The organism is Viridibacterium curvum, from assembly GCF_039544165.1.
Classification (GTDB): Bacteria; Pseudomonadota; Gammaproteobacteria; order Burkholderiales; family Rhodocyclaceae; genus Viridibacterium; species Viridibacterium curvum.
The window spans coordinates 40503-60356 of the sequence record NZ_BAABLD010000010.1 but is presented as its reverse complement, the minus strand read 5'-3'; the positions used below and the strand labels follow the sequence as shown (position 1 = coordinate 60356).

Genomic DNA, 19854 nt, shown 5'->3' with positions numbered 1-19854 from the left:
CCACAGTACCGGGACAGTTTGCAAACTGTTCGGCAAGTAAAAAGCCCCTGCGATTTACGCAGGGGCTTTTTTGTTTTGTGGCGACAAGCAGGTTTTGCTGCCTGACGCGTGGAGGCGTGAACGTGATGTTCACTGCCTCTCAAAGTGCTTTGGCGAAGTCATGTCGTGTATCAAAGCTTTGGTCTTGTTGGTATCAAGGCTTCTTGGCTTTGCTGTCGTGCGAGGCTTTGAGTTTTTGCAGGATCTCGGCCTTCTGTTCTTCTGTGTAACTTAGTCGGCCCGAAATCGTGACTTCGCCATTCGAGGTGGTGTGAATCGTCGCGTTGCAGGTTGTGAAGATGTAGGAGGGGGCGTACAGCCAGGGCGTGTTCTTGCTCGATACCGCCGTCACCGGTCCTTCGGTATAGAAGCCACCATTCTTGCGCTGCATGTCGCTCATCTTGACGGTGAACGCCGAGCCAGGCATCTGGTTGCAGGAGAACCTGACCGACTCGACGCCGTCCGGGTCGATGTTCAGCATCAGACCGAACTGCCAGCGCATCGATAGCTCGGGGGCCTCGACCCCGACAGGGGTAAACAAAACGAATTTTCCGTACTGATTCTGTGCCTGTGCGAAGGTGCTGGCGCATGCCAGGGCGCAGGCAATTATTGCGGGAGCGACTTTTCTCATGTGAGTCCTTGGGCGAGGTTTACTGATCTGCATTCTGATCTAAGCAATGCAAGCCAGACGATATCTCACGCTGTGCGGATTGGAGTGGAAAAAGTCATTCTTTTAAACAGACCTTCCGGGATGGCTGTTGCCATTACGGCCGACAAAGTATTTCAGGGCAGCAGTGTCAATGTAATGCTCGACGTCTGTGACTTCGCTAGCATTCTGGTGCCGCCAAACGATCGTACTTTTGCAACATTCACGTTCTGCAGATAGCACACGATGATGATAGATGTGAACGGTAACTGCAGCGACAAGCCCCGACTGTGCGACACCATACAGATTCAAGCCGTCACGTCCGGCATCCTGTCGGAAGTGACGGTTTGTTGATTGCCAGCTGAGTGCTGGCTCTGTGCTGCATGCTGGGGTTTGTGTCAGAGAGCACTGATTTTCAGCGCCGCTATATCCCCATCGAAATGGCGATCCAGGGTTTGTTCTTTCTGCCAGTGACCGTGCCCGCGCCCCAGTCATAGCCGATCAGGTATGCAATCTTGAACTGCGAGTCTTCCGCACCGAGCGTTGAGGTGAAGCCGGTCGCCATGGACCACACGGCTCGTGTCCCGGAGTCCCCTGTGTTGTTGGTGATGGCACCGACCCCGCCACCGATGACTATTGAAGTCCTTTGCGTTGAAAACCAATCGACCGAATAGCCGACGTAGGCTAGCGTTGAAGGATTCGCGGCGAACGAGTGATCGCTCAGCTGATATTTGTACGGCACGAAGAGCGCCCCCCAGCTTGTGCCACTGCGGCGATACCCATAGTTCTTGAGTTCGCTTTGCATGAGTTTGTACTGGACGTCCTCTGCGGTGTTGTTTTGTGTTGAATCCGGTGTCTCTTTCGATTTTGAAGACCCAAATACCCTGCCGCCGTCCAGGAAGTTCACGAGCCATCCAGATCTGACGTGCAGGTAGATTTCGAAGTCCTGACCGTCTGCCGTCGGAACAATTCGGTCAATCAGGAATTTTGTGTGCGCAGGCCCGGTCATTTTGCTGCTGCCTGCTTTTGCAGGAGCGTTGACTGGTTCAAAAATCGGCGCATCGACACGCAGCTTCAAGGTATCTCCCACCTTCAGCGCTGCGCCACTCTCTGGAATGGTTGGTGGTTTGTTCGATGCAGATGCAGGGGTCTTCTCATCTGCTTTTTTGTCTTGGGCGTGACTTGGCGACATGCATGTCAGCAACATGATGCTGATGGCAAAAATGAATTTCCGGCGTAAATGCTGGTTCATGTTTAAGACTCCCTGTTGGTGGTGCGATAGGCGGGATGGATGGCACAAAGCAAACGATGGCGCATCGCCAAGCCGTGCCATGGTGTACGGGCATATCGTTTCGGTAGCTGTTCGACCGGGAGTGCTGAAATCCTTGGTAGCCGACAGCGCTGGAATGAGCGGCCTGGTATTTCCCGAGAGGGTTTGCCGAGCGAGGGGGCATCAGTGCGTTCCGCAGTCAGTTGTGCAGGTGCGTTCATCCGCGCACGAGAAAGGCGGCAGATGTTTTTCCAGCCCTTCGGTGGCGGCTAAATGACCTGGCGGTAAATGATAATGGCATACGCGGCTGGGGTTTTGAACCACAGGCGTCTCGTGGGGCGAAGGAGAAGTGGCGAAGCCGGCACGCTGGGTATGACGTAGCGCGCCCGAGTGCCACCGGGTTGCGGTGATATGCATTCTGACTCTCCCTGCGGGTGCTCACCGGCAACGGGGTGTTACGGGTGGCGGGGTTTGATAACCCTCTGTCATTAACGCTAGAGCGCCTTTGTTGCATTGCAAGTTAACGTCGCCCGACATGCCCTTGTGGACATGTGCCATTTGCGTTTGTGTCGTAAATCGCTGATTTGGCAGATTCAGTGCTGTGCTAGGTCACGGCATGTTTGAGCTAGGCATGGCCATCGCGTCAGGTTGACTGGCGCTTCGCAAATAACTGTATAAAAATACAGCTTTCTGCCTTTGCTCTTCCCGGACCGGCCCTTGCCTTGTGCAGAGGCCGGCGGGCTATTGCCGCCATGTCTGCCGTCTTGCGCTCACTGGATTCCCTGCTGCAACGCCCCGATGTCTGGCGTGGCGACCGGCTGGCTGCGACTGATGTTGCGACTTCGGGGTTTGCGGTGCTCAATGCGGAATTGCCGGGTGGGGGCTGGCCGCTCGGGGCGCTGACGGAGCTGCTCGCAGACGCAGCGGGTATCGGTGAGCTATCCCTGTTGTTGCCGGTTTTGCAGGGGGTGGCGCGGGAGGCGCCGGTCGCGGTGGTGGGTTTGCCCGGCTGCGCGCAGGCGCCGGCCTGGGCGGCGCGCTTTTCGCTGACGCAACTGTTGTTCGTCGAGGCGCGGCGTGAAGACATTGCCTGGAGCGTGGAGCAACTGCTTGCCTGTGGTGGGCTGGGCGCGGTGCTGGCCTGGCTGCCAGAGAAGGTGGATGGCAAGGTATTGCGGCGCCTGCAGCTTGCGGCGGAGGGGCGGCGCAGTCTGGCCTTCCTGTTCAGGCCTACCGCGAGTGCGCGCACGGCTTCGCCGGCCCCTTTGCGGGTGAGGCTTGCCGGGAGCCGTGAAGGATTGCGGCTGGACATCCTCAAGCGACGCGGTCCGCCCTGTGGCCGATCCTTGCTGCTGAAGGTTGAACGGCCGCTTGATCCTGCGTGTGCAGCCTTGCGGCTGGGGATGGACGGTGATGCGTCGGCAGGGGGTGGCGCGCGCGATACGCGCAATACGCGCAAACGGGGGCTGCATGTCATCAGCGGGATGCCGCGATGAGTGCCGGTGCTGCGCCTGCCGTGCATGCGTTGTGGCTGTGCCTGCACTGCCATCGTCTGCCGCTCGAAGTGTTTGCACAGCTTGGCGGGCCAGCCGTGTGCGTCGCACAGCAGCGGGTGCTGAGTGCCAATCTGCAGGCAGAGGAGGGCGGCATTGTGCAGGGGATGCGCCTGGCTGCTGCGCTGTCGCTGCTGCCGGGCCTGGTGGTGTTCGAGCGCGATGTGGTGCGCGAACAAGAAACCCTGCACGGGCTTGCTTGTTGGGCAGGCGGGTTTTCGCCGCATGTGCATGTGGCGGGTGCTGACGAACTGCTCGTCGAGATCGGCGGCTGTCTGCGCTTGTTCGGAGGTTTGCGCCCGTTATGCCAGCGCATGCAGCAGGAAATCACCGGGCAGGGTTTCGACGTGCGCATGGCGTTGGCACCGACGCCGCGTGCGGCGCAATGGCTGGCGCGTGCAGGGCAGTCTGGCGTGTGCCTCGATGCGGGGCGGTTGCAGGAGGCGCTCGCGCCCTTGCCGGTGGGAGTGCTTGGTTTGTCACAGGCCGGGTACGACACGCTCGCTGCGCTCGGCGTCAGTCATCTGGAAGGGCTCTTCGCCTTGCCACGTGCAGGCCTCGCAAGACGTTTCGGTGTGGAGTTGCCGACCTGGCTGGCCCAGGCTCTCGGCGAGGTACCCGATCTGCGCGCGCCTTTCGTGTTTCCGGAGACCTTTACGCAGAAGCTCGAACTGCCGGCAAAAGTGTCGCTCGCGCCCATGCTGATGTTCGCGGCACGCCGGCTGTTGGCCAGTCTGTCGGGCTGGCTGGCAGTGCGCGCCTCGGGTGTGAGTGAGTGCAGCCTGCTGCTGTTGCATGAGGATGGCATTTCGCCGACACGGCTTGTGCTCGCGTTTGCGGAGCCGACGCGTGAGCTCGCCCGCATGGAGCGTGTGCTGCGCGAACGATTGGACCGCTGCGCGCTGGTGGCCGATGTCGTCTGGTTGGTGCTGGAGGCGAAGACACCCGTGGTCATGCCCGGTAGTACGGCAGGTTTGTTCGCGCAGAGTGCTGCGCAGGCGTTGGGCCCCGTCGTTGAGCGTTTGCGTGCGCGGCTTGGCAAGGACGCTGTCCATGGGCTGACCGTGCGCGAAGATCACCGGCCGGAGCACGCCAGCGCCGTGGTTGCACAGGGGACGCAGGCTGATCTGCAGACGGGACCGCCACGCCCATTCTGGCTTCTGTCCGAGCCGCGTGCGATTGCCGAGCGTAAGGAGGGACTGTATTACAAGGGCAGGCTGCGTCGTGTGGCGGGGCCTGAGCGCATCGAGAGTGGCTGGTGGTGCGAGCACGCTCAGGGGGCTGGTGAAGACGTGCGCCGCGATTACTACGTCGCGGTGTCGGAAGCCGGCGAGTGGTTGTGGATCTTTCGCGACAAAGCGGGCTGGTGGCTGCACGGAGTCTTTGCATGAGCAGCCTGCCTGACTATGCCGAGCTGCATTGCCTCAGCAATTTCAGTTTCCTGCGCGGGGCCTCGCATCCGGTAGAGCTGATGGCGCATGCACGCCAACGCGGCTATCACTCGCTTGCCATCACCGACGAGTGTTCGGTGGCGGGTGTGGTGCAGGCCTGGCAGGCACTCAAGGATCTGCACGCGGAAGACTGTGCAGCGGTGCAGCGTGCAAAGGACGCGGGTGAGCCCGTGCCGGTCATCCAGCCCTTGCCCCGGTTGATCGTTGGTAGCGAGTTCACATTCGATTGCGGTCTCAAGCTGGTGCTGCTGGCGCAGAACCGCGAGGGCTACGGCAATCTGTCCGCGCTGATCTCGCTGGCGCGGCGCCGCTCGGAAAAGGGCGAGTACAGCCTGCAGCGTGGCGACCTCGTGGCGATTGCGCCGCGTGGTGCAGTGACGGATTGTCTGGCACTGTGGGTGCCTGGCGAAGTGCCGGACATCGAGGATGCGCGCTGGCTGCGCGAACGCTTTCCGGACGCGGCGGATACCGACACGGGGCATGTCGGGCCACGTGTGTGGATTGCTGTGGAATTGCTGTGCGGGGCCGACGATGCAGCGCGGCTGGAGGCGCTGCGGGCAATCGGTGCCGAAACCGGCATTCCGCTCGTGGCGAGCGGCGACGTGCACATGCATGCGCGCGGCCGGCGGCCCTTGCAGGACACGCTGACCGCAATCCGTCTACGCAAGACCGTGTTCGAGGCGGGCTACGCGCTGTTCCCGAATGCCGAGCGGCATCTGCGTGCTCGTACGCGCTTGGCGCGGCTGTATCCGCGCGAGCTGCTGGATGAGAGCGTGCGGATTGCCGGACGCTGCCACTTCGATCTGGGTACGCTGGGGTACGAGTATCCGGAAGAGATCGTGCCACAGGGGCATACGCCGACGTCTTACCTGCGACAGGAGACGGAGAAGGGGCTGCTTGATCGATACAGGGACGGCATCCCGCAGCAGATCCGCGCCCAGGTCGAGAAGGAGCTCGCGCTCATCGCCGAGAAGCGGTACGAAGCCTTCTTTCTCACCGTCTACGACATCGTGGAGTTCGCACGACGCGAGGGCATCCTGTGTCAGGGGCGTGGCTCGGCAGCGAACTCCACAGTCTGCTACGCGCTGGGCATCACGGCTGTTGACCCCACTCGTGCGCATCTGTTGTTCGAGCGCTTCATCTCGCGCGAACGTGACGAGCCGCCAGACATCGACGTGGACTTCGAGCACGAGCGACGGGAAGAGGTTATCCAGTACATCTACAACAAGTACGGTCGCGATCGCGCCGCACTCGCCGCGACGGTGATCCGCTATCGCCGCAAGAGTGCATTGCGCGATGCAGGCTTTGCGATGGGGTTCGGCGAGGCAGAGATCGCCGCGCTGTCCCGTTCGCTGGCCTGGTGGGACCGTCGCGATCAGTTACCCGCGCGGCTCGCTGGCATTGGCCTGAGCTTGCAGAGCCCGCGCGTCGTGAAGTGGCTGGCGCTGGCAGAAATGCTGCGGGATTTTCCGCGCCACCTGTCGCAGCACGTCGGTGGTTTCGTCATCTCGCAGGGCCCGCTGTCGCGTCTGGTGCCGGTGGAGAACGCGGCGATGGCGGACCGCTCGGTGATCCAATGGGACAAGGATGATCTGGAGTCTCTCGGATTGCTCAAGGTCGATGTGCTCGCGCTGGGCATGCTGACCGTGATCCGTCGTGCCCTGAGCTGGGTGTCGGTGCGGCGCGGCGAGCACTGGCAAATGGAGATGATTCCGGCCAAGGATCGACCGACCTTCGACATGATCTGTCAGGCCGATACCGTGGGCGTGTTCCAGATCGAATCGCGGGCGCAGATGTCCATGCTGCCGCGCCTGCGGCCGCGCAACTATTACGACCTTGTCGTGCAGGTCGCGATCGTGCGGCCGGGGCCCATCCAGGGCGGCATGGTGCATCCCTATCTGAGGGGGCATGCCGAACAGAGGTCGGTGCAATCCATCAATCCGGAGATAGATGCCGTGCTGGATCGCACCTTTGGCGTGCCGATCTTCCAGGAGCAGGTGATGCAGCTTGCCGTGGTGGCCGCCGGCTTCACACCGGGCGAAGCCGACCAGCTACGCCGCGCGATGGCTTCATGGAAGCAGAAAGGGCATCTCGAAAAATTCAAGGACAAGCTGCGCAAGGGTATGTCCGCCAAAGGGCTGGACGCTTTCGCCGAAGCACTGTGCCGCCAGATTGAAGGCTTCGGCGAATACGGTTTCCCCGAGTCGCACGCGGCGAGCTTTGCGCTGCTGGCCTATGTGTCGGCCTGGCTCAAGTGTCACGAGCCCGAGGCCTTTCTCTGTGCCTTGCTCAACAGTCAGCCCATGGGTTTCTACCAGCCCGCGCAACTCGTGCAGGACGCACGCAAGCATGGTGTGCGTGTCGAGCCAGTCGACGTGTGTCGTAGTGGCTGGGGCTGCCATCTTGAAGACCTCGCCGCGCCGCGCCCAGCGGTACGGTTGGGCTTGCACGAGATCCGGGGCATTTCGCAGGGCGTCGCCGAGCGCATCGTGGTCGCGCGCGGGCAGGGTGGTTTTCGCAGCGTGGAGGAACTGGCGGAGCGCGCGAAGCTCTCGGCGGGCGAGATGCGGCGCCTCGCTGCGGCGGATGCCCTGCGCTCGCTGGGCGGTCATCGCCGGCAGGTGGCCTGGCAGGTCAGCGGCCTGCAGTTGCAGGGAGATCTCTTCGATATCGCACCTGCCATCGAGGCGCCGGTGGCGCTTGCCGCGCCCAGCGAAGGGCAGGGTATCGTCGCTGACTATCGCACGCTGGGTCTGACGCTTGGGCGTCACCCCGTTGCTTTGCTGCGTCACAAGCTTGAAGCGAGACGTTTCCGGCCGAATGCCGAAGTGTTGCTGGCACAGGACAGGGCGGCCGGGCGTGCGGCCGGCATCGTGACCTGCCGCCAGAAGCCGGGTTCGGCGAAGAGCGTGTTCATCACGATCGAAGACGAAACGGGTGTCGTCAACGTCATCGTCCATCCCTGGCTTGCTGAGCGCCAGCGCCGTGAAGTGCTGAATGCGGGGCTTTTAGGCGTATTTGGACAGATGCAGGTTTCGGATCCGCCGCATGAAGCGGAGGAGGGGGGCGACCAGGCCCGCGTCGTGTTGCTGGTGGCGAAACATCTGGTGGATCTCAGTGCCTGGCTTGGCGAGCTCGCGACCGTCAGCCGCGATTTTCACTGATGCGGTCAGCGCAAGGCGCTCAAACGGTCGTTTCAGGCCCTGGGTGGGGAAACAAGTGAAAAACAGGCACTGACAAGCCGCGCTGGATCAAGGAAAGCCGTTATTCCCTTGATCCGCCCTTTATGTTCAGCGAAAATGCCGGGCTCGCTGGAGGATGCGCCCTGCCTTCGGTTGATCCCCCTCACACTCTATTAGCTCGGAGAAATTCCATGGCAGCAAAAGACCGCATGGCCGTCCTGGCCGCGATGATGGACCAGTCGATCATCCCCGTGTTCTACGATCCGGACGTCGAAGTCTGCAAGAACGTGATCCAGGCCTGTGCCAACGGTGGCGCCAAGTGCATCGAGTTCACCAACCGTGGCGATTTCGCCTCGCACGTTTTCTACGAAGTGACACGTTACTTCGCCAAGGCCGATCCGTCGGTCATCATGGGCGTGGGCTCCATCTGCGAAGCCCCCACTGCCGGCATCTACATCGCCAACGGCGCCAAGTTCATCGTCGGCCCGCTGCTCAACGCCGAAGTCGCCAAGGTCTGTAACCGTCGCGGCATCCCCTACAGCCCCGGCTGCGGCTCGGCCACCGAAATCGGTGACGCACAGGAGCTGGGCTGCGAGATCGTCAAGGTCTTCCCGGGTTCGTCCGTGGGTGGTCCCGACTTCGTCAAGGCCGTCATGGGTCCCATGCCCTGGACGCGCATCATGCCCACCGGCGGTGTCGAGCCGGACGAAGCTTCGCTGCGCAAGTGGTTCGGCGCCGGCATCGTCGCCTGCGGCGTCGGCAGCAACCTGATCACCAAGGAACTGCTCAAGGCCAAGGACTACGCCGGCATCGAGAAGCGTGTTGCCGAAACCATCGCCCTGGTCAAGACGATCAAGGCTGAACTGGCTGCCAAGTAATTCCCCTGAAAACCCTGACGGGCCAGCCTATGACGCTGGCCTGCAGGGCAAGTCCACACCAAATTCCATTCAAGCAAAAGGAATCAGAAAATGTCGTCCGAACTGATCATCAAATCTGCCGCCGAAACCAAGTGGGACTGCGTGTCCTTCGGTGAAGTCATGCTGCGCTTCGACCCGGGCTTCGGTCGCGTGCGCAATGCCCGTTCCTTCCAGGTCTGGGAAGGTGGCGGCGAGTACAACGTCGCTCGCGCCATGCGCAAGTGCTGGGGCAAGCGCGCTGCCGTCGTGACCGCTCTGCCGAAGAACGATCTGGGCTGGCTGGTTGAAGACTTCATCATGCAAGGCGGCGTCGACATGTCGCACGTCATCTGGCGCGATTTCGACGGTCTGGGCAAGAACACCCGCGTCGGCCTGAACTTCACGGAAAAGGGCTTCGGCATTCGTCCGGCTCTGGGCTGTTCCGACCGTGGCCACTCGGCTGCCTCGCAAATCCGCCCAGGTGAAGTGAACTGGGAAAAGCTGTTCGGCGAAGAAGGCGTGCGCTGGTTCCAGACCGGCGGCATCTTCGCTGCGCTTGCATCGAACACCGCTGAAGCCGTGATCGAAGCCGTTGAAGTCGCCAAGAAGTACGGCACCGTCGTCGCCTACGACCTGAACTACCGCGCATCGCTGTGGAAGAGCCAGGGCGGCAAGGAAGGCGCACAGAAGATCAACCGCAACATCGCCAAGTACGTCGACGTGATGATCGGCAACGAAGAAGACTTCACCGCCTGCCTGGGCTTCGAAGTGGAAGGCGCCGACGAGCACCTGACCAACATCGAAACCGACAGCTTCAAGAAGATGATCGAAACGGCCGTGGCCGCTTTCCCCAACTTCAAGGTGGCTGCCACCACGCTGCGCAAGGCAACGACTGCTACCTTCAACGACTGGTCCGCGCTGCTCTACTACCAGGGCCAGCTGTATCAATCGATGAAGCGCGACAACCTCGAAATCTACGACCGCGTCGGCGGTGGTGACGGTTTCGCCTCCGGTCTGGCCTACGGCTTCCTGGAAGGCAAGGGCCCGCAAGCTGCCGTCGAATACGGCGCAGCACACGGCGCACTGGCCATGTCGACCCCGGGCGACACCTCGATGGTGCGCGTGGAAGAAGTCGAAGCCGCAATGAAGGGCAAGGGTGCGCGCGTAATCCGCTAACGCCCTGATTTGCGCAGGGCGCTACTGCGCGGGCCGATCTTGATTCGGCGATGCTCGCTGTACTCCTCGTACAGCTGCGCTTCTCGAATCAACCTCGACCCGCTCGCTACGCGCCCAGCACAAATCTGACGGTTGGGGAGTAAAAACAAAAAGCCCGGAGGCGTGAGCCTTCGGGCTTTTTGTTTGTGTTTAGAGGCGAGAGATCTGACTACTGGATTGGCGTTGGTTCGCCGCACTCGTGTCATTCCCGCGAAGGCGGGAATCCAGTGACTGTCGAGTTTGCGGAGTTGTCCGCGCTTACTTAACTTCCAGCTCGCAGGTGGCATTGCCTTCCTTGCCTTCGGCCTTGGCGTGTACGTTGATCTTGTACTTGGCGGGCGAGCCGGGGGCTTTGATGTCGATGCTGGATGTGTTGTCTTCCTGCGTCTGGGCGCCGAAGGTGACGGCGTTGCCGTCCGAGTCCCAGGTCCAGACGACGTCGGCGTTCTTGATGCCGACGATGGTGGCCCAGGCCTTGACCTTGGCGTCGGTGCCGGGCGGGACGGTGGCGCCAAAGTTGCTGGTCGGGCATTCCATCTTGCTGATGCTGATGGATTTCGCGAACGCCAGGTCTTCAATTCCGCCACCGCAGGAGACGAGTAGCGGACTGACGACGAGCAAAGGGGCAAGGGCGCGGACAAGTGCGTGCATGACAATCTCCGGGTGCGACGAATAGGGTTATGCGCCAGTTTAGCGCTTCCCCATGGTCAGAAAAATAGCCGTTCGGGCAGATGACAATGTGCTGTCATCTGCCTGTCACTCCCCCGGCGGCGCGCCCTGGTTTGGCCGGTAGAACCGGCTCAGGCTGCTTCGTAATGTACTGGCGTGGTCGCGCCGTTGGGGCGCGAGGTAAGGATGCTCAACAGAGCCTGCGCTTGCTCGGCGGCGGCACGGCCCAGTGGCGTGAGGTAACCGCCATCGGCCTGTGTAATCAGGCCCTCAGCGTGCAGACGACGGGTGGCTGCAATGATTGACTGGTCCGCGTTGGCGTGGATCTTGATGCCTTGCAGGCTGGTGGTGAGATCGAAACGCAGCAGGGTGTTCAGTTCCTCGATCATGTCGGGCGTGAAGCGCATTCCGTGTCTCCTCTTGTCTGTGTGGTGTGTCTGCAGCCTCAAGGATTGTGCGCCGGGCTCCACGACGTGCTGATCCGTGTCAACCCTCAGCTGCAGTGCAACGCTTTTCAGACAGGGCGCTTGCGCTGGAATACCACTTTGGCTGTGCGCGCCCGCAGCTGGCCGCAGCCGCCATCGACGTCTTGCCCGGCGGAATTGCGCAGCTTGGTGAGGATGCCTCGCCGGTGCAGCTGACGGGCGATGTCGGCGGCGCGTTCGGGGTCGGGGCGGCGGTAGGGCAGGCCTTCGTTGGTGTTGTACGGGATCATGTTCATGATCGCGTACTTGCCATGCAGCAGACGCACGATGCCGTCGAGTTCCTCTACGCTGTCGTTGATGCCGTCGAGCAGGGTCCATTGGTACTGGATCGGGTAGCCCGTGCGGCGTGCGTAGTCCTCGCCGAGCTCGACGAGTTCTTCCGGGCTCATGCGCGGGGCGCGGGGCAACAGTTCGGCACGCAGGTCGGCGCGTGTGGTGTGCAGAGACAGGGCCAGCGCGGGCTTGACCTCGCCTTGTGGCAGGCGCTCGAAGACGCGCGGATCGCCGACGGTCGAGAAGACCAGGTTCTTGTGGCCGATGTCGCCGTAGCGGCCCAGCAGGTCGATGGTTTCGAGCACGTTGTCGAGGTTGTGGGCCGGTTCGCCCATGCCCATGAAAACGACCTTCTTGACGTGTCGTCGCGCACGGGCGAGGACAACCTGAGCGAGGATCTCGGCACTGCTGAGTTGGCGCTGCAGTCCTTCGCGGCCAGTCATGCAGAAAGTGCAGCCGACGGCGCAACCGACTTGTGTGGAGACGCACAAGCCATCACGCAGCAGCAGCACACTCTCCACCGTTTGTTTGTCGGCCAGTTCGATCAGCAGGCGTGCGGAGCCGTCTTCGCCCGGGTGCTCGGACTGTACGCGGGCAATACCATCCAACGTGGTCTGCAGGCCAGGCAGGGCGCTGCGCAGAGCCAGTGGCAGGGCGTTTTCGGCTTGCTGTTTGCGCGGGCCGCTGTCCAGCGGCGCGGCCTTGAGCCAGGCGCGAAGGATGCGTTGTTCGTGACCTGGCTTGGCGCCGTGGGTACGCAGTGTTTGCAGGAATTCGTTGACTTGCATGGAACGGCGGGGGCGGTGCTGTGTGGTTTCCCCGCATTCGGGGCTGGGCATGAGCCCGGTATCATCCGGCGTTCATTTTTCCGGCGAGATGCTTATGTTACGCAGCAAGTCGTACCTTGTCTGGCGCTTTCTGGCCCTGGCTTTGCCCTTGCCTGCGCTGTTGTCCTGCGCAGGCGGTGGGCTTGGTCCGGCCGACTTCGCCCGCCTGCCGGCCAACGACGTGGCCCGTCAGACCTTGCCAGCCGAGGACGGTTGGGGGGGCGGCACGACCGGCGGCGCAGCGGCGCGTGCTGACGACATCTACACCGTGACGACGCGCAAGCAGTTCATCGATGCGCTCAAGCGTTCCGGCAGCAGCCCCAAGATCATCCGCGTGCAGGGCACCATCAATCTCAGCAGCGATGACGCGGGGCGCGAACTGGTGGAGAAGGATTACGCGGATCCGGGCTACGATTTCGAGGCCTATAAGAAGGCCTACGATCCGAATAAATGGAATCGCCAGAACACGGTTGGCGGGCGTCCGCCAAAGGTGTCAGGGCCATTGGAGGAGGCGCGCAGGCGTTCCTACGAAAACCAGAAGCGCGTCGTGCAGGTGCTCATCCCTTCCAACACCACGATCATCGGCATCGGTAGCGACGCAAAGATCATCAAGGGCAATCTGTACCTGAATTTCGATGTCGAGAACATCATCATTCGTAACATCGCGTTCGAAGATGCTTTCGATTACTTCCCGATGTGGAACCCCGAGGACACCTTCAGCTTTGCGCCTGTTCAGGGTTTTGCATTGAGCGGTTGCCAGGCGGATTTCATTGACGACACGCGCGGTCCGCATCGCTGCAATGGTGGTCGCTGGAATGGGGAGTACGACCTCATCTCGGTCAAGGGCGCGACGCGCGTGTGGATCGACCACTGCAGCTTCAGCGACGGCGCGCGACCGGACAAGCTGTTCCCGTCGCCTTTCGCCTTTCCATACAACCAGCCCGAGCAGAAGTTCCAGCACCACGACGGTTCACTGGACATCACCAATGGCTCGAACTACGTCACCGTTTCGCACAACCACTTTTCGAACCACGACAAGCTGATGCTGGTTGGCGGCAGCGACAACTATCCCAGCGACGAGGGCAAGCTCAAGGTTACGATCCGCCACAATTTCTTCGATGGCATCCGTCAGCGCCAGCCGCTGACGCGTTACGGCCAGGTGCATGTCTACAACAACCTGTTCCGCGGCAAGCGCGATGGCACGGGTAGCGGTTTCTCTTATGCCTTCGGGCTTGGTCGTCAGGCCAAGCTGTATTCGCAGAACAACGCCTTCGAGATCGAGGGCGCGACGGTGCCGGACCTCGTCTATCACGTCACGCCGGACTCGGCGCTGTTCGACCAGGGCTCGCTGTTCAACGGTCAGCCGGCCGACATCGTCAATGCCTTCAATGCGCGCAACAGTGGGGCGAAGCTGTCCAGCGACCCGGGCTGGAAGCCGGCTGGCGCCTACAAGCTGCTGCCGGCGGCCGAGGTGGCGGGCTTCGTGCTCGCCAACCAGGGGCCGGGCAAGCTCTGAACGCGGGTGCAGGTGGCTCAGGCAGGCTTGCGTAGCAGGCCTTCCAACACTGAAAAGCCCTGTTGCAGCATGTCGTCAGCACCCTGCGTGGTGCCGCCGGGTGTAGCCCTGTCGATGAGTTGAGGTAGCAAGTCGGCGAGGCCACCGGAGACTTGCGAGCCGGATAGACCGAACTTGCCAGCCAGGGCGTCCAGCGTGCCGTTGCCGAGCGCCGCGCTCAGTTGGCCTGCGTCAATGCTCTTGTTCGGGCCGGTGCCGACCCATGAGGCAGCCTGTTCGCCCAGCCCTGAGGACTGGAACTGCCTGAGCAGACCTTCCAGCCCGCCGTGCTGTTGCAGCAGAGTGGTCGCAATCTGCAGCAGGGGATTGCCGCCTTGCGTGTTGCTGCCCAGTGCGTTGCCGAGCACTTGGCCGGCCAGATCTCCGAAAAGACTCATCATTTCTCTCCAAGGGTGTTTTGTGTCCGCCGAGGCGCGCCAGGCGGCATGCGGACAGGGACGATCTACTACAATCGCAGCTTGGCACAGTCGGGTTGAAAGTTCATGAATCAGGATGAGTTGAAACGTAGTGTTGCAATGTCAGCGCTGGCCTATGTGCCGGAAGGCAAGATCATCGGTGTCGGCACAGGCTCGACGGCGAACTTCTTCATCGACGGTTTGGCCTCGATGAAGGACCGCATCACGGGCGCGGTGGCCAGTTCGGAGGCTAGTGCAGCGCGTCTGCGTTCGCATGGCATTCCGCTGTTCGATCTCAACGAGATCACCGAACTGCCGGTCTACGTCGATGGCGCCGATGAAATCGACGGGCAGATGTGCATGATCAAGGGCGGTGGTGCGGCGTTGACGCGCGAGAAGATCGTGGCGGCCGTTGCCCGCCGTTTCGTCTGTATCTGCGACGCGAGCAAGCTGGTCGGCTATCTCGGCCGTTTTCCGCTCCCGGTCGAGGTCATCCCCATGGCTTCAGCGCAGGTGATGCGCGCGCTTGCTGCGCTTGGCGGTCAGCCGAAGCTTCGGGCTGGCGTCGTGACGGACAACGGCAACTGCATCATCGACGTTGCCGGTCTGGAAATACGTGACCCGGTGGAGCTGGAAACCGAGATCAACCACATCGTTGGCGTGGTAACCAACGGCCTGTTCGCGCGGCGCAAGGCAGATGTGCTGCTGCTGGGCGAGGCGGGCGGTGTGCGCACGATCGTGGGTGAATGAAACATTACTGTCATGAAGCTGACGCAAACTTGTCGGCCTGCGTGTGAGTGAGCTGACCGTTCCTGTGGCTGAACCGGCTGCCACATGCGATGGAAAGTATTGCTGACGCCGGCGAGCTGCCGGACATTTCTAGGAGCTGTGCGAATGACCGAACACACCGTGCATCAATACGACGTTGAACTTGAGGGCATCCGCACGCGCGTCCTTCAGATGGGCGGCTACGTCGAGCTCCAGGTCGTCAAGGCGCTGGAAGGTTTTCTGTATGGCGACATGGCTGTCATTGAGCGGGTCATCGAGAACGACAAGCGCGTCAACGAGCTCGAACTCGAACTCGACGAAGCATGTACCCAGATCATCGCCAAGCGTCAGCCGGCGGCAAGCGACTTGCGCTCTGTGTTGGCAGTATCCAAGGTCGTGACCGACCTTGAGCGCGTGGGCGATGAAGCCAAGAAGATTGCCAAGGTGGCGCGTACGATCCAGACGCCTGACGCTGTGGCAATCACCCCGCGCGTGCAGCTCCAGCACCTGGGTAATCTGGCGGTCGAGTTGCTGCGCAAGGCGCTCGACTCGATGGCGCGCCTGGATATCTCCGCCGCAGCCGAAGTGGTGAGCCAGGACAAGGACGTGGACGCTGAGTTCAAGTCTGTCATGCGCCAGCTGATTACCTACATGATGGAAGACCCGCGCACGATTTCGCGCAGTATCGATATCCTGTTCGCAGCCAAATCACTGGAGCGCATCGGCGATCACGCCAAAAACGTGTCGCAGCACGTGGTCTATCTGGTGGAAGGGCGGGATGTCCGCCACATGGCGAGCGAACAGATCCAGAAGATGGTGGAGAGCTGAGGTAACCCCGTCCGCTCTCTCACGCTCCCGGATAGTCGGGGGCTTGCAGTCAGGCCGAGGCCACTTCGCGTTCCAGAATCTCGCGCAATTCGCCGAGCAAGCGCACCAGTGTGGTGTGCAATTCGGGGAAGCGCGCGTTCTCGCCATTCTTGCCGGCTGTTTCCAGCGCCAGGGCCGCTTCGAAAGCAACGCCTGTTCCGAAGTTGCCGATGGCGCCCTTGACGGCGTGTGCTGCTTCGCGCACGGCAGCAGCGTCGTCGCGGGCAACCGCCGTGGCGAGACGCTGGCTGGCATCCGTGAAGTCGCCGAGGAAGATGCCGATGACTTCGCGCATCAAGGATTCATCGCCCCCGATTTGCTGAAGCATCCAGGCACGGTCGAACAAGGGCGTGCCTTTGGCGTTTTCGATTGATTGCTCCGTCATGTCTTTGGTCTCCAGGACTTGAAGTTGCAGGACACGGATCAATTCCGCAGACAGTGAATTGAGCGTGACAGGTTTGGATACATAGCCATCCATGCCGATTGCGAGGCAGCGCTCCTTGTCGCTTTGCATGGCGTGAGCCGTCAGGGCGATGACCGGCAGGTGCGGCAGGTTGAATATGCGCTCGTCCTCGCGGATGCGTTCGCAAGCGGCCAAACCGCCCATGACGGGCATTTGCAAATCCATCAGCACCACATCGAAGGCGCGATCTTCGGCCAGGCGTTGCAGGCACTGAGCGCCATCGCCGGCCAGCACCACGCGGTGCCCGAGTCTTTCCAGCAAGCCAGTGGCGAGCGCCTGATTGACGGTGTTGTCTTCGGTCAGCAGGATGCGCAGCGGTCGCGTGCGCAACATGCGCGCTGTGGCAGGTTCGGAGATATCGCCGGCTGACAGGTCCAGCCGCACGGTAAAGAAAAAATTGCTGCCAACGCCGGGTTCGCTATCTACCCAGATGTTGCTGCCCATGGCATTCGCCAGTCGTTTGCAGATGGCCAGCCCCAGGCCTGTGCCACCGAATCGTCGCGTGGTTGAGGTGTCGGCTTGCGAGAAACTCTCGAAGATCATGCCGAGTTTGTCGCCAGGAATGCCTATGCCGGTGTCTGCAACGAGGAAGCACAGAGACACGTCGGTTTCGCCACAGGCGTCAAGCGAGACGTCTACCCGTACTTTGCCGGCGCTGGTGAACTTCACTGCATTTGCGATGAGGTTGAGGAGGATCTGCCGTAGCCTGTGCGGATCCCCACATAGCGTGTCCGGTATGTCGTCTTCGACATGGCACTCGAGCACCAGGCCGTGTGACTCGGCGCGCTCGCGCAGGCTCTCAACGGCGTTGCCTACGCAGCGGCGAAGGCTGAAGTCGATGTGTTCCAGCACAAGGTGGCCCGCCTCGATCTTCGAGAAATCCAGTACGTCGTCGATGATGGACATCAGGGCATCGGCGGACTGTTTGGCCGTTTCCATGTACTGACGTTGTTGTGGCGTAAGGAGTGTGCCCATCAGCAGCTCGGTCATGCCGATGACGGCGTTCATCGGTGTGCGGATTTCGTGGCTCATGTTGGCGAGGAAATCGCTCTTGGCCTGATTGGCATGTTCCGCTGCAACACGTGCGGCGAGCATGGCGTCCTCGGTGGCCTTGCGCGCCGAAATGTCGACAATGGAACCGCTGTAGCCGATAAAGACATTGTCGTGGTTGCGGCGCGCGCGCGCAAAAACCTCCAGGTGGCGGGTGCCGCCGTCTTTGGCGATATAACGGAAGCGATCAAGCAGGAAGCTGATTTCTCCCTTGTAGAGTGGTTTGAAGGCTTCTGCGATGCGGGGCTTTTCGTCATCGGGAGTGAAGTCCAGTACCGGGCGACCGAGTCCTTCCTCGACGGTGTACAGCGTGATGTCTTGCCAGGCGCGATTGAGATAGGTCCATCGAAGCTCGGCGTCCGTCTCGAACACGAGCTCCGAGAGGCCTTCGACGACGCTCTGGAAGTGCGCCTCGGTACGTCGTAACTCTTGCTGTTGCTGCTGCAGGCGCAAGGAGGCCTTGTTGAGGGCGGCCACCAGATCATCCACATCCGCAACACCTGCATCCGCCAACATGGTTTCACCACTCAGGTTGTCGAGTCGCGTTGCGAAGTCCGATGCGCTTTGCAGCTTGCGGATCGGGTGGCGCAGGAAAAGCATGAATACGAAGGTGGCCAGCACGCTTGCGGCCAGACCCAGCCACAGGCTGTTGAGATACATGTCCGAGCGGGTGCTTTCCGCCACTTTCAGTGAGAAGCGGGTGTGGATCCAGCCTAGTTCGGATTCGTCTCCAACCGGAGTCCACACTTGTACGTTGGCGCCTGCTTGCCCGCGAGCCTGCGTCTCGATGACGGTTTCTTCGCGCCTCGAGGGTACATCGAGTGCAATGGCGAGCGGTGGGGAAATGTCGGCAGCATGGACGCTCGAGAGGACAACGCCTTGCGCATCGGTTAGATCAATCTGCTCCAGTCCGGGGAAGCGACTGGCTTGGCTGAGAATGGTCTTGAGTTGCCAGACTTCACCAGTGGCCAGTGCTTGTTCGGAAGAGATTGCCAGACCGCGGGTGAGGGAAATGGCTTGTTCCTGCAGCGTCTGGCGCAGTGTGGCGTACTGCTCGCCCGCAGTCAGGGTCGTGTAAGCAAGGATGAAGACTGCGAACAGCAGGCTGAACAGCGCGGCAAGCTGGTACTGCAGTTTCTGGGGAAGCAGCGTGCGCAGTGACTTCGGCATCGGCGCTCAGTCCTGATACAGCGCCTGGATGGCGAGGACTTCATCCCAGGCTCCCAGGAATTCATCCACGCATTGAGGATCGAAATGCTGGCCGCGTCCCCTGGTAAGGAAGGCTTGCGCCTGTTCGTTGGGCCATGCGGGTTTGTAGGGGCGCTGTGACGTCAGGGCATCGAAAACGTCTGCGACAGCGACAATACGACCCACCAGAGGAATCGCATCGCCCTTGAGGCCGCGCGGGTAACCGCTGCCATCGAATTTTTCGTGGTGGGAGACGGCGATCTCCGCAGCCATGCGCAACACCGGAGAGGCAGAGTCCTTGAGGATTTCGTAGCCGATGGCGGCATGCTTGCGCATGATGATCAGCTCGTCGGGCGTGAGCTTGCCCTGTTTCAGGAGGATGAAATCCGGCGTGCCCAGCTTGCCCACGTCGTGCATCGGTGCGGCGTGCAGCAGCATTTCCTGGTCAGCGGCTGACATCCCGAGCTTGTTCGCCAGCAGGGCCGAGTAGCGTGCCATCCTGACAATGTGCGAGCCCGTTTCAGGGTCGCGGAACTCGGCTGCACGCGCCAGCCGCATCACCGTCTCGTGTTCGCGTGCGAGCAAATCTGAGGTTGCCTGGCGCACAGCTTGATCGAGCTCCTCCGCCCGACGGCTGGTCGCCACCATGCTGGCCCGCAATTTGAGCATGTTGCGGATACGAGGATTGAACTCGTTCTTGTCGATTGGCTTGGTCAGGAAGTCGGTCGCGCCGGCTTCCAGCGCGGCGTAGCGGACTTCCTTTTCAGCGGCCGCCGTCACCATGATCACAGGTTGATCGCTGAGGACTGTCTCCAGCCTGCAGCGGCGCACGAAGTCGATGCCACTCATGCCCGGCATCATGTAGTCCACGATGATCAGGTCAGGTGGGTTGTCCAGGCACCAGCTCAGCCCCAGCAGAGGATCCTCAAAGGTCATGCATTCGTGCAGCCCCAATCGCTGGACGAGACTTTTCATCAACACGAGGTTGACCGGGGTATCGTCAATGATGGCGATGTTCATCGGGGCGCCAGTGCATCCAGG

The 19854-nt window shown here is 61.4% G+C and carries 16 protein-coding genes; 8 read left to right on the top strand and 8 right to left on the bottom strand.

Annotated features, from left to right (window positions below):
• Positions 1-193: 193 nt before the first annotated feature.
• Together ABEA02_RS13850 and ABEA02_RS13845 are read right to left on the bottom strand one after the other, a co-directional pair.
• Positions 194-580, bottom strand: a complete 387-nt coding sequence (locus ABEA02_RS13850; RefSeq protein ID WP_345533685.1) for a hypothetical protein — start codon at positions 578-580, stop codon at positions 194-196.
• Positions 581-1109: 529 nt separating this feature from the next.
• Entirely contained in the window at positions 1110-1937 is an 828-nt protein-coding gene (locus tag ABEA02_RS13845) for a hypothetical protein (RefSeq protein ID WP_345533684.1), read from the bottom strand.
• A 770-nt stretch (positions 1938-2707) separates the two neighbouring features.
• Here ABEA02_RS13845 and imuA point away from each other — a divergent pair.
• The 5 genes from imuA (at position 2708) to ABEA02_RS13820 (ending at position 10213) form a co-directional block, all read left to right on the top strand.
• A complete protein-coding gene (imuA, locus tag ABEA02_RS13840; protein WP_345533683.1) occupies positions 2708-3451 on the top strand; it encodes a translesion DNA synthesis-associated protein ImuA in 744 nt (247 codons plus the stop codon).
• Positions 3448-4899: a Y-family DNA polymerase gene (locus ABEA02_RS13835; protein ID WP_345533682.1), complete on the top strand. Its 1452-nt coding sequence runs from the start codon at positions 3448-3450 to the stop codon at positions 4897-4899. Before imuA ends, ABEA02_RS13835 begins: the two co-directional genes overlap by 4 nt.
• The gene (locus ABEA02_RS13830) at positions 4896-8123 is read left to right on the top strand and encodes an error-prone DNA polymerase (protein WP_345533681.1); all 3228 of its coding nucleotides are present in this window, start codon (positions 4896-4898) and stop codon (positions 8121-8123) included. The genes ABEA02_RS13835 and ABEA02_RS13830 overlap by 4 nt, the downstream gene beginning before the upstream one ends.
• Before the next feature lie 209 nt (positions 8124-8332).
• Positions 8333-9019 carry a bifunctional 4-hydroxy-2-oxoglutarate aldolase/2-dehydro-3-deoxy-phosphogluconate aldolase gene (locus ABEA02_RS13825; RefSeq protein ID WP_345533680.1) on the top strand — a complete coding sequence of 229 codons (687 nt, stop codon included), beginning with the start codon at positions 8333-8335 and terminating at the stop codon, positions 9017-9019.
• A gap of 90 nt (positions 9020-9109) precedes the next feature.
• The gene (locus ABEA02_RS13820) at positions 9110-10213 is read left to right on the top strand and encodes a sugar kinase (protein ID WP_345533679.1); all 1104 of its coding nucleotides are present in this window, start codon (positions 9110-9112) and stop codon (positions 10211-10213) included.
• Positions 10214-10510: 297 nt separating this feature from the next.
• Here ABEA02_RS13820 and ABEA02_RS13815 read toward each other — a convergent pair whose 3' ends face one another.
• The 3 genes from ABEA02_RS13815 to ABEA02_RS13805 form a co-directional block, all read right to left on the bottom strand.
• Entirely contained in the window at positions 10511-10903 is a 393-nt protein-coding gene (locus tag ABEA02_RS13815; RefSeq protein WP_345533678.1) for a hypothetical protein, read from the bottom strand.
• 149 nt (positions 10904-11052) lie between these two features.
• Positions 11053-11328, bottom strand: coding sequence for a TIGR02647 family protein (locus ABEA02_RS13810; RefSeq protein ID WP_345533677.1), 276 nt, complete (start codon positions 11326-11328; stop codon positions 11053-11055).
• Between the two features lie 107 nt (positions 11329-11435).
• Positions 11436-12467: an RNA methyltransferase gene (locus ABEA02_RS13805; RefSeq protein WP_345533676.1), complete on the bottom strand. Its 1032-nt coding sequence runs from the start codon at positions 12465-12467 to the stop codon at positions 11436-11438.
• 94 nt (positions 12468-12561) lie between these two features.
• Here ABEA02_RS13805 and ABEA02_RS13800 point away from each other — a divergent pair, with 94 nt between their 5' ends.
• A complete protein-coding gene (locus tag ABEA02_RS13800) occupies positions 12562-14022 on the top strand; it encodes a pectate lyase family protein (protein ID WP_345533675.1) in 1461 nt (486 codons plus the stop codon).
• Positions 14023-14039: 17 nt separating this feature from the next.
• Here the strand turns inward: ABEA02_RS13800 and ABEA02_RS13795 are convergent, their stop codons facing one another.
• Positions 14040-14459 (bottom strand): YidB family protein, encoded by a 420-nt coding sequence (locus tag ABEA02_RS13795; RefSeq protein ID WP_345533674.1) that lies wholly within the window; start codon positions 14457-14459, stop codon positions 14040-14042.
• Positions 14460-14564: 105 nt separating this feature from the next.
• On the opposite strand from ABEA02_RS13795, the gene rpiA reads away from it, so the two are divergent.
• Positions 14565-15227 (top strand): ribose-5-phosphate isomerase RpiA, encoded by a 663-nt coding sequence (rpiA, locus tag ABEA02_RS13790; RefSeq protein WP_345533673.1) that lies wholly within the window; start codon positions 14565-14567, stop codon positions 15225-15227.
• A 144-nt stretch (positions 15228-15371) separates the two neighbouring features.
• Positions 15372-16073, top strand: a complete 702-nt coding sequence (gene phoU / locus ABEA02_RS13785; protein ID WP_345533672.1) for a phosphate signaling complex protein PhoU — start codon at positions 15372-15374, stop codon at positions 16071-16073.
• 49 nt (positions 16074-16122) lie between these two features.
• Here the strand turns inward: phoU and ABEA02_RS13780 are convergent, their stop codons facing one another.
• Entirely contained in the window at positions 16123-18795 is a 2673-nt protein-coding gene (locus tag ABEA02_RS13780) for a hybrid sensor histidine kinase/response regulator (RefSeq protein WP_345533671.1), read from the bottom strand.
• A 6-nt stretch (positions 18796-18801) separates the two neighbouring features.
• Positions 18802-19833: an HD domain-containing phosphohydrolase gene (locus ABEA02_RS13775; RefSeq protein ID WP_345533670.1), complete on the bottom strand. Its 1032-nt coding sequence runs from the start codon at positions 19831-19833 to the stop codon at positions 18802-18804.
• Positions 19834-19854 lie beyond the last annotated feature (21 nt).

What these genes read in the sequence shown, in the direction of transcription:
- ABEA02_RS13845 (WP_345533684.1), bottom strand. Translation starts at nt 1,937, where the DNA reads ATGAACCAGCATTTACGCCGGAAATTCATTTTTGCCATCAGCATCATG.
- imuA (WP_345533683.1), top strand. Translation starts at nt 2,708, where the DNA reads ATGTCTGCCGTCTTGCGCTCACTGGATTCCCTGCTGCAACGCCCCGAT.
- ABEA02_RS13835 (WP_345533682.1), top strand. Translation starts at nt 3,448, where the DNA reads ATGAGTGCCGGTGCTGCGCCTGCCGTGCATGCGTTGTGGCTGTGCCTG.
- ABEA02_RS13830 (WP_345533681.1), top strand. Translation starts at nt 4,896, where the DNA reads ATGAGCAGCCTGCCTGACTATGCCGAGCTGCATTGCCTCAGCAATTTC.
- ABEA02_RS13825 (WP_345533680.1), top strand. Translation starts at nt 8,333, where the DNA reads ATGGCAGCAAAAGACCGCATGGCCGTCCTGGCCGCGATGATGGACCAG.
- ABEA02_RS13820 (WP_345533679.1), top strand. Translation starts at nt 9,110, where the DNA reads ATGTCGTCCGAACTGATCATCAAATCTGCCGCCGAAACCAAGTGGGAC.
- ABEA02_RS13815 (WP_345533678.1), bottom strand. Translation starts at nt 10,903, where the DNA reads ATGCACGCACTTGTCCGCGCCCTTGCCCCTTTGCTCGTCGTCAGTCCG.
- ABEA02_RS13810 (WP_345533677.1), bottom strand. Translation starts at nt 11,328, where the DNA reads ATGCGCTTCACGCCCGACATGATCGAGGAACTGAACACCCTGCTGCGT.
- ABEA02_RS13805 (WP_345533676.1), bottom strand. Translation starts at nt 12,467, where the DNA reads ATGCAAGTCAACGAATTCCTGCAAACACTGCGTACCCACGGCGCCAAG.
- ABEA02_RS13800 (WP_345533675.1), top strand. Translation starts at nt 12,562, where the DNA reads ATGTTACGCAGCAAGTCGTACCTTGTCTGGCGCTTTCTGGCCCTGGCT.
- ABEA02_RS13795 (WP_345533674.1), bottom strand. Translation starts at nt 14,459, where the DNA reads ATGAGTCTTTTCGGAGATCTGGCCGGCCAAGTGCTCGGCAACGCACTG.
- rpiA (WP_345533673.1), top strand. Translation starts at nt 14,565, where the DNA reads ATGAATCAGGATGAGTTGAAACGTAGTGTTGCAATGTCAGCGCTGGCC.
- phoU (WP_345533672.1), top strand. Translation starts at nt 15,372, where the DNA reads ATGACCGAACACACCGTGCATCAATACGACGTTGAACTTGAGGGCATC.
- ABEA02_RS13780 (WP_345533671.1), bottom strand. Translation starts at nt 18,795, where the DNA reads ATGCCGAAGTCACTGCGCACGCTGCTTCCCCAGAAACTGCAGTACCAG.
- ABEA02_RS13775 (WP_345533670.1), bottom strand. Translation starts at nt 19,833, where the DNA reads ATGAACATCGCCATCATTGACGATACCCCGGTCAACCTCGTGTTGATG.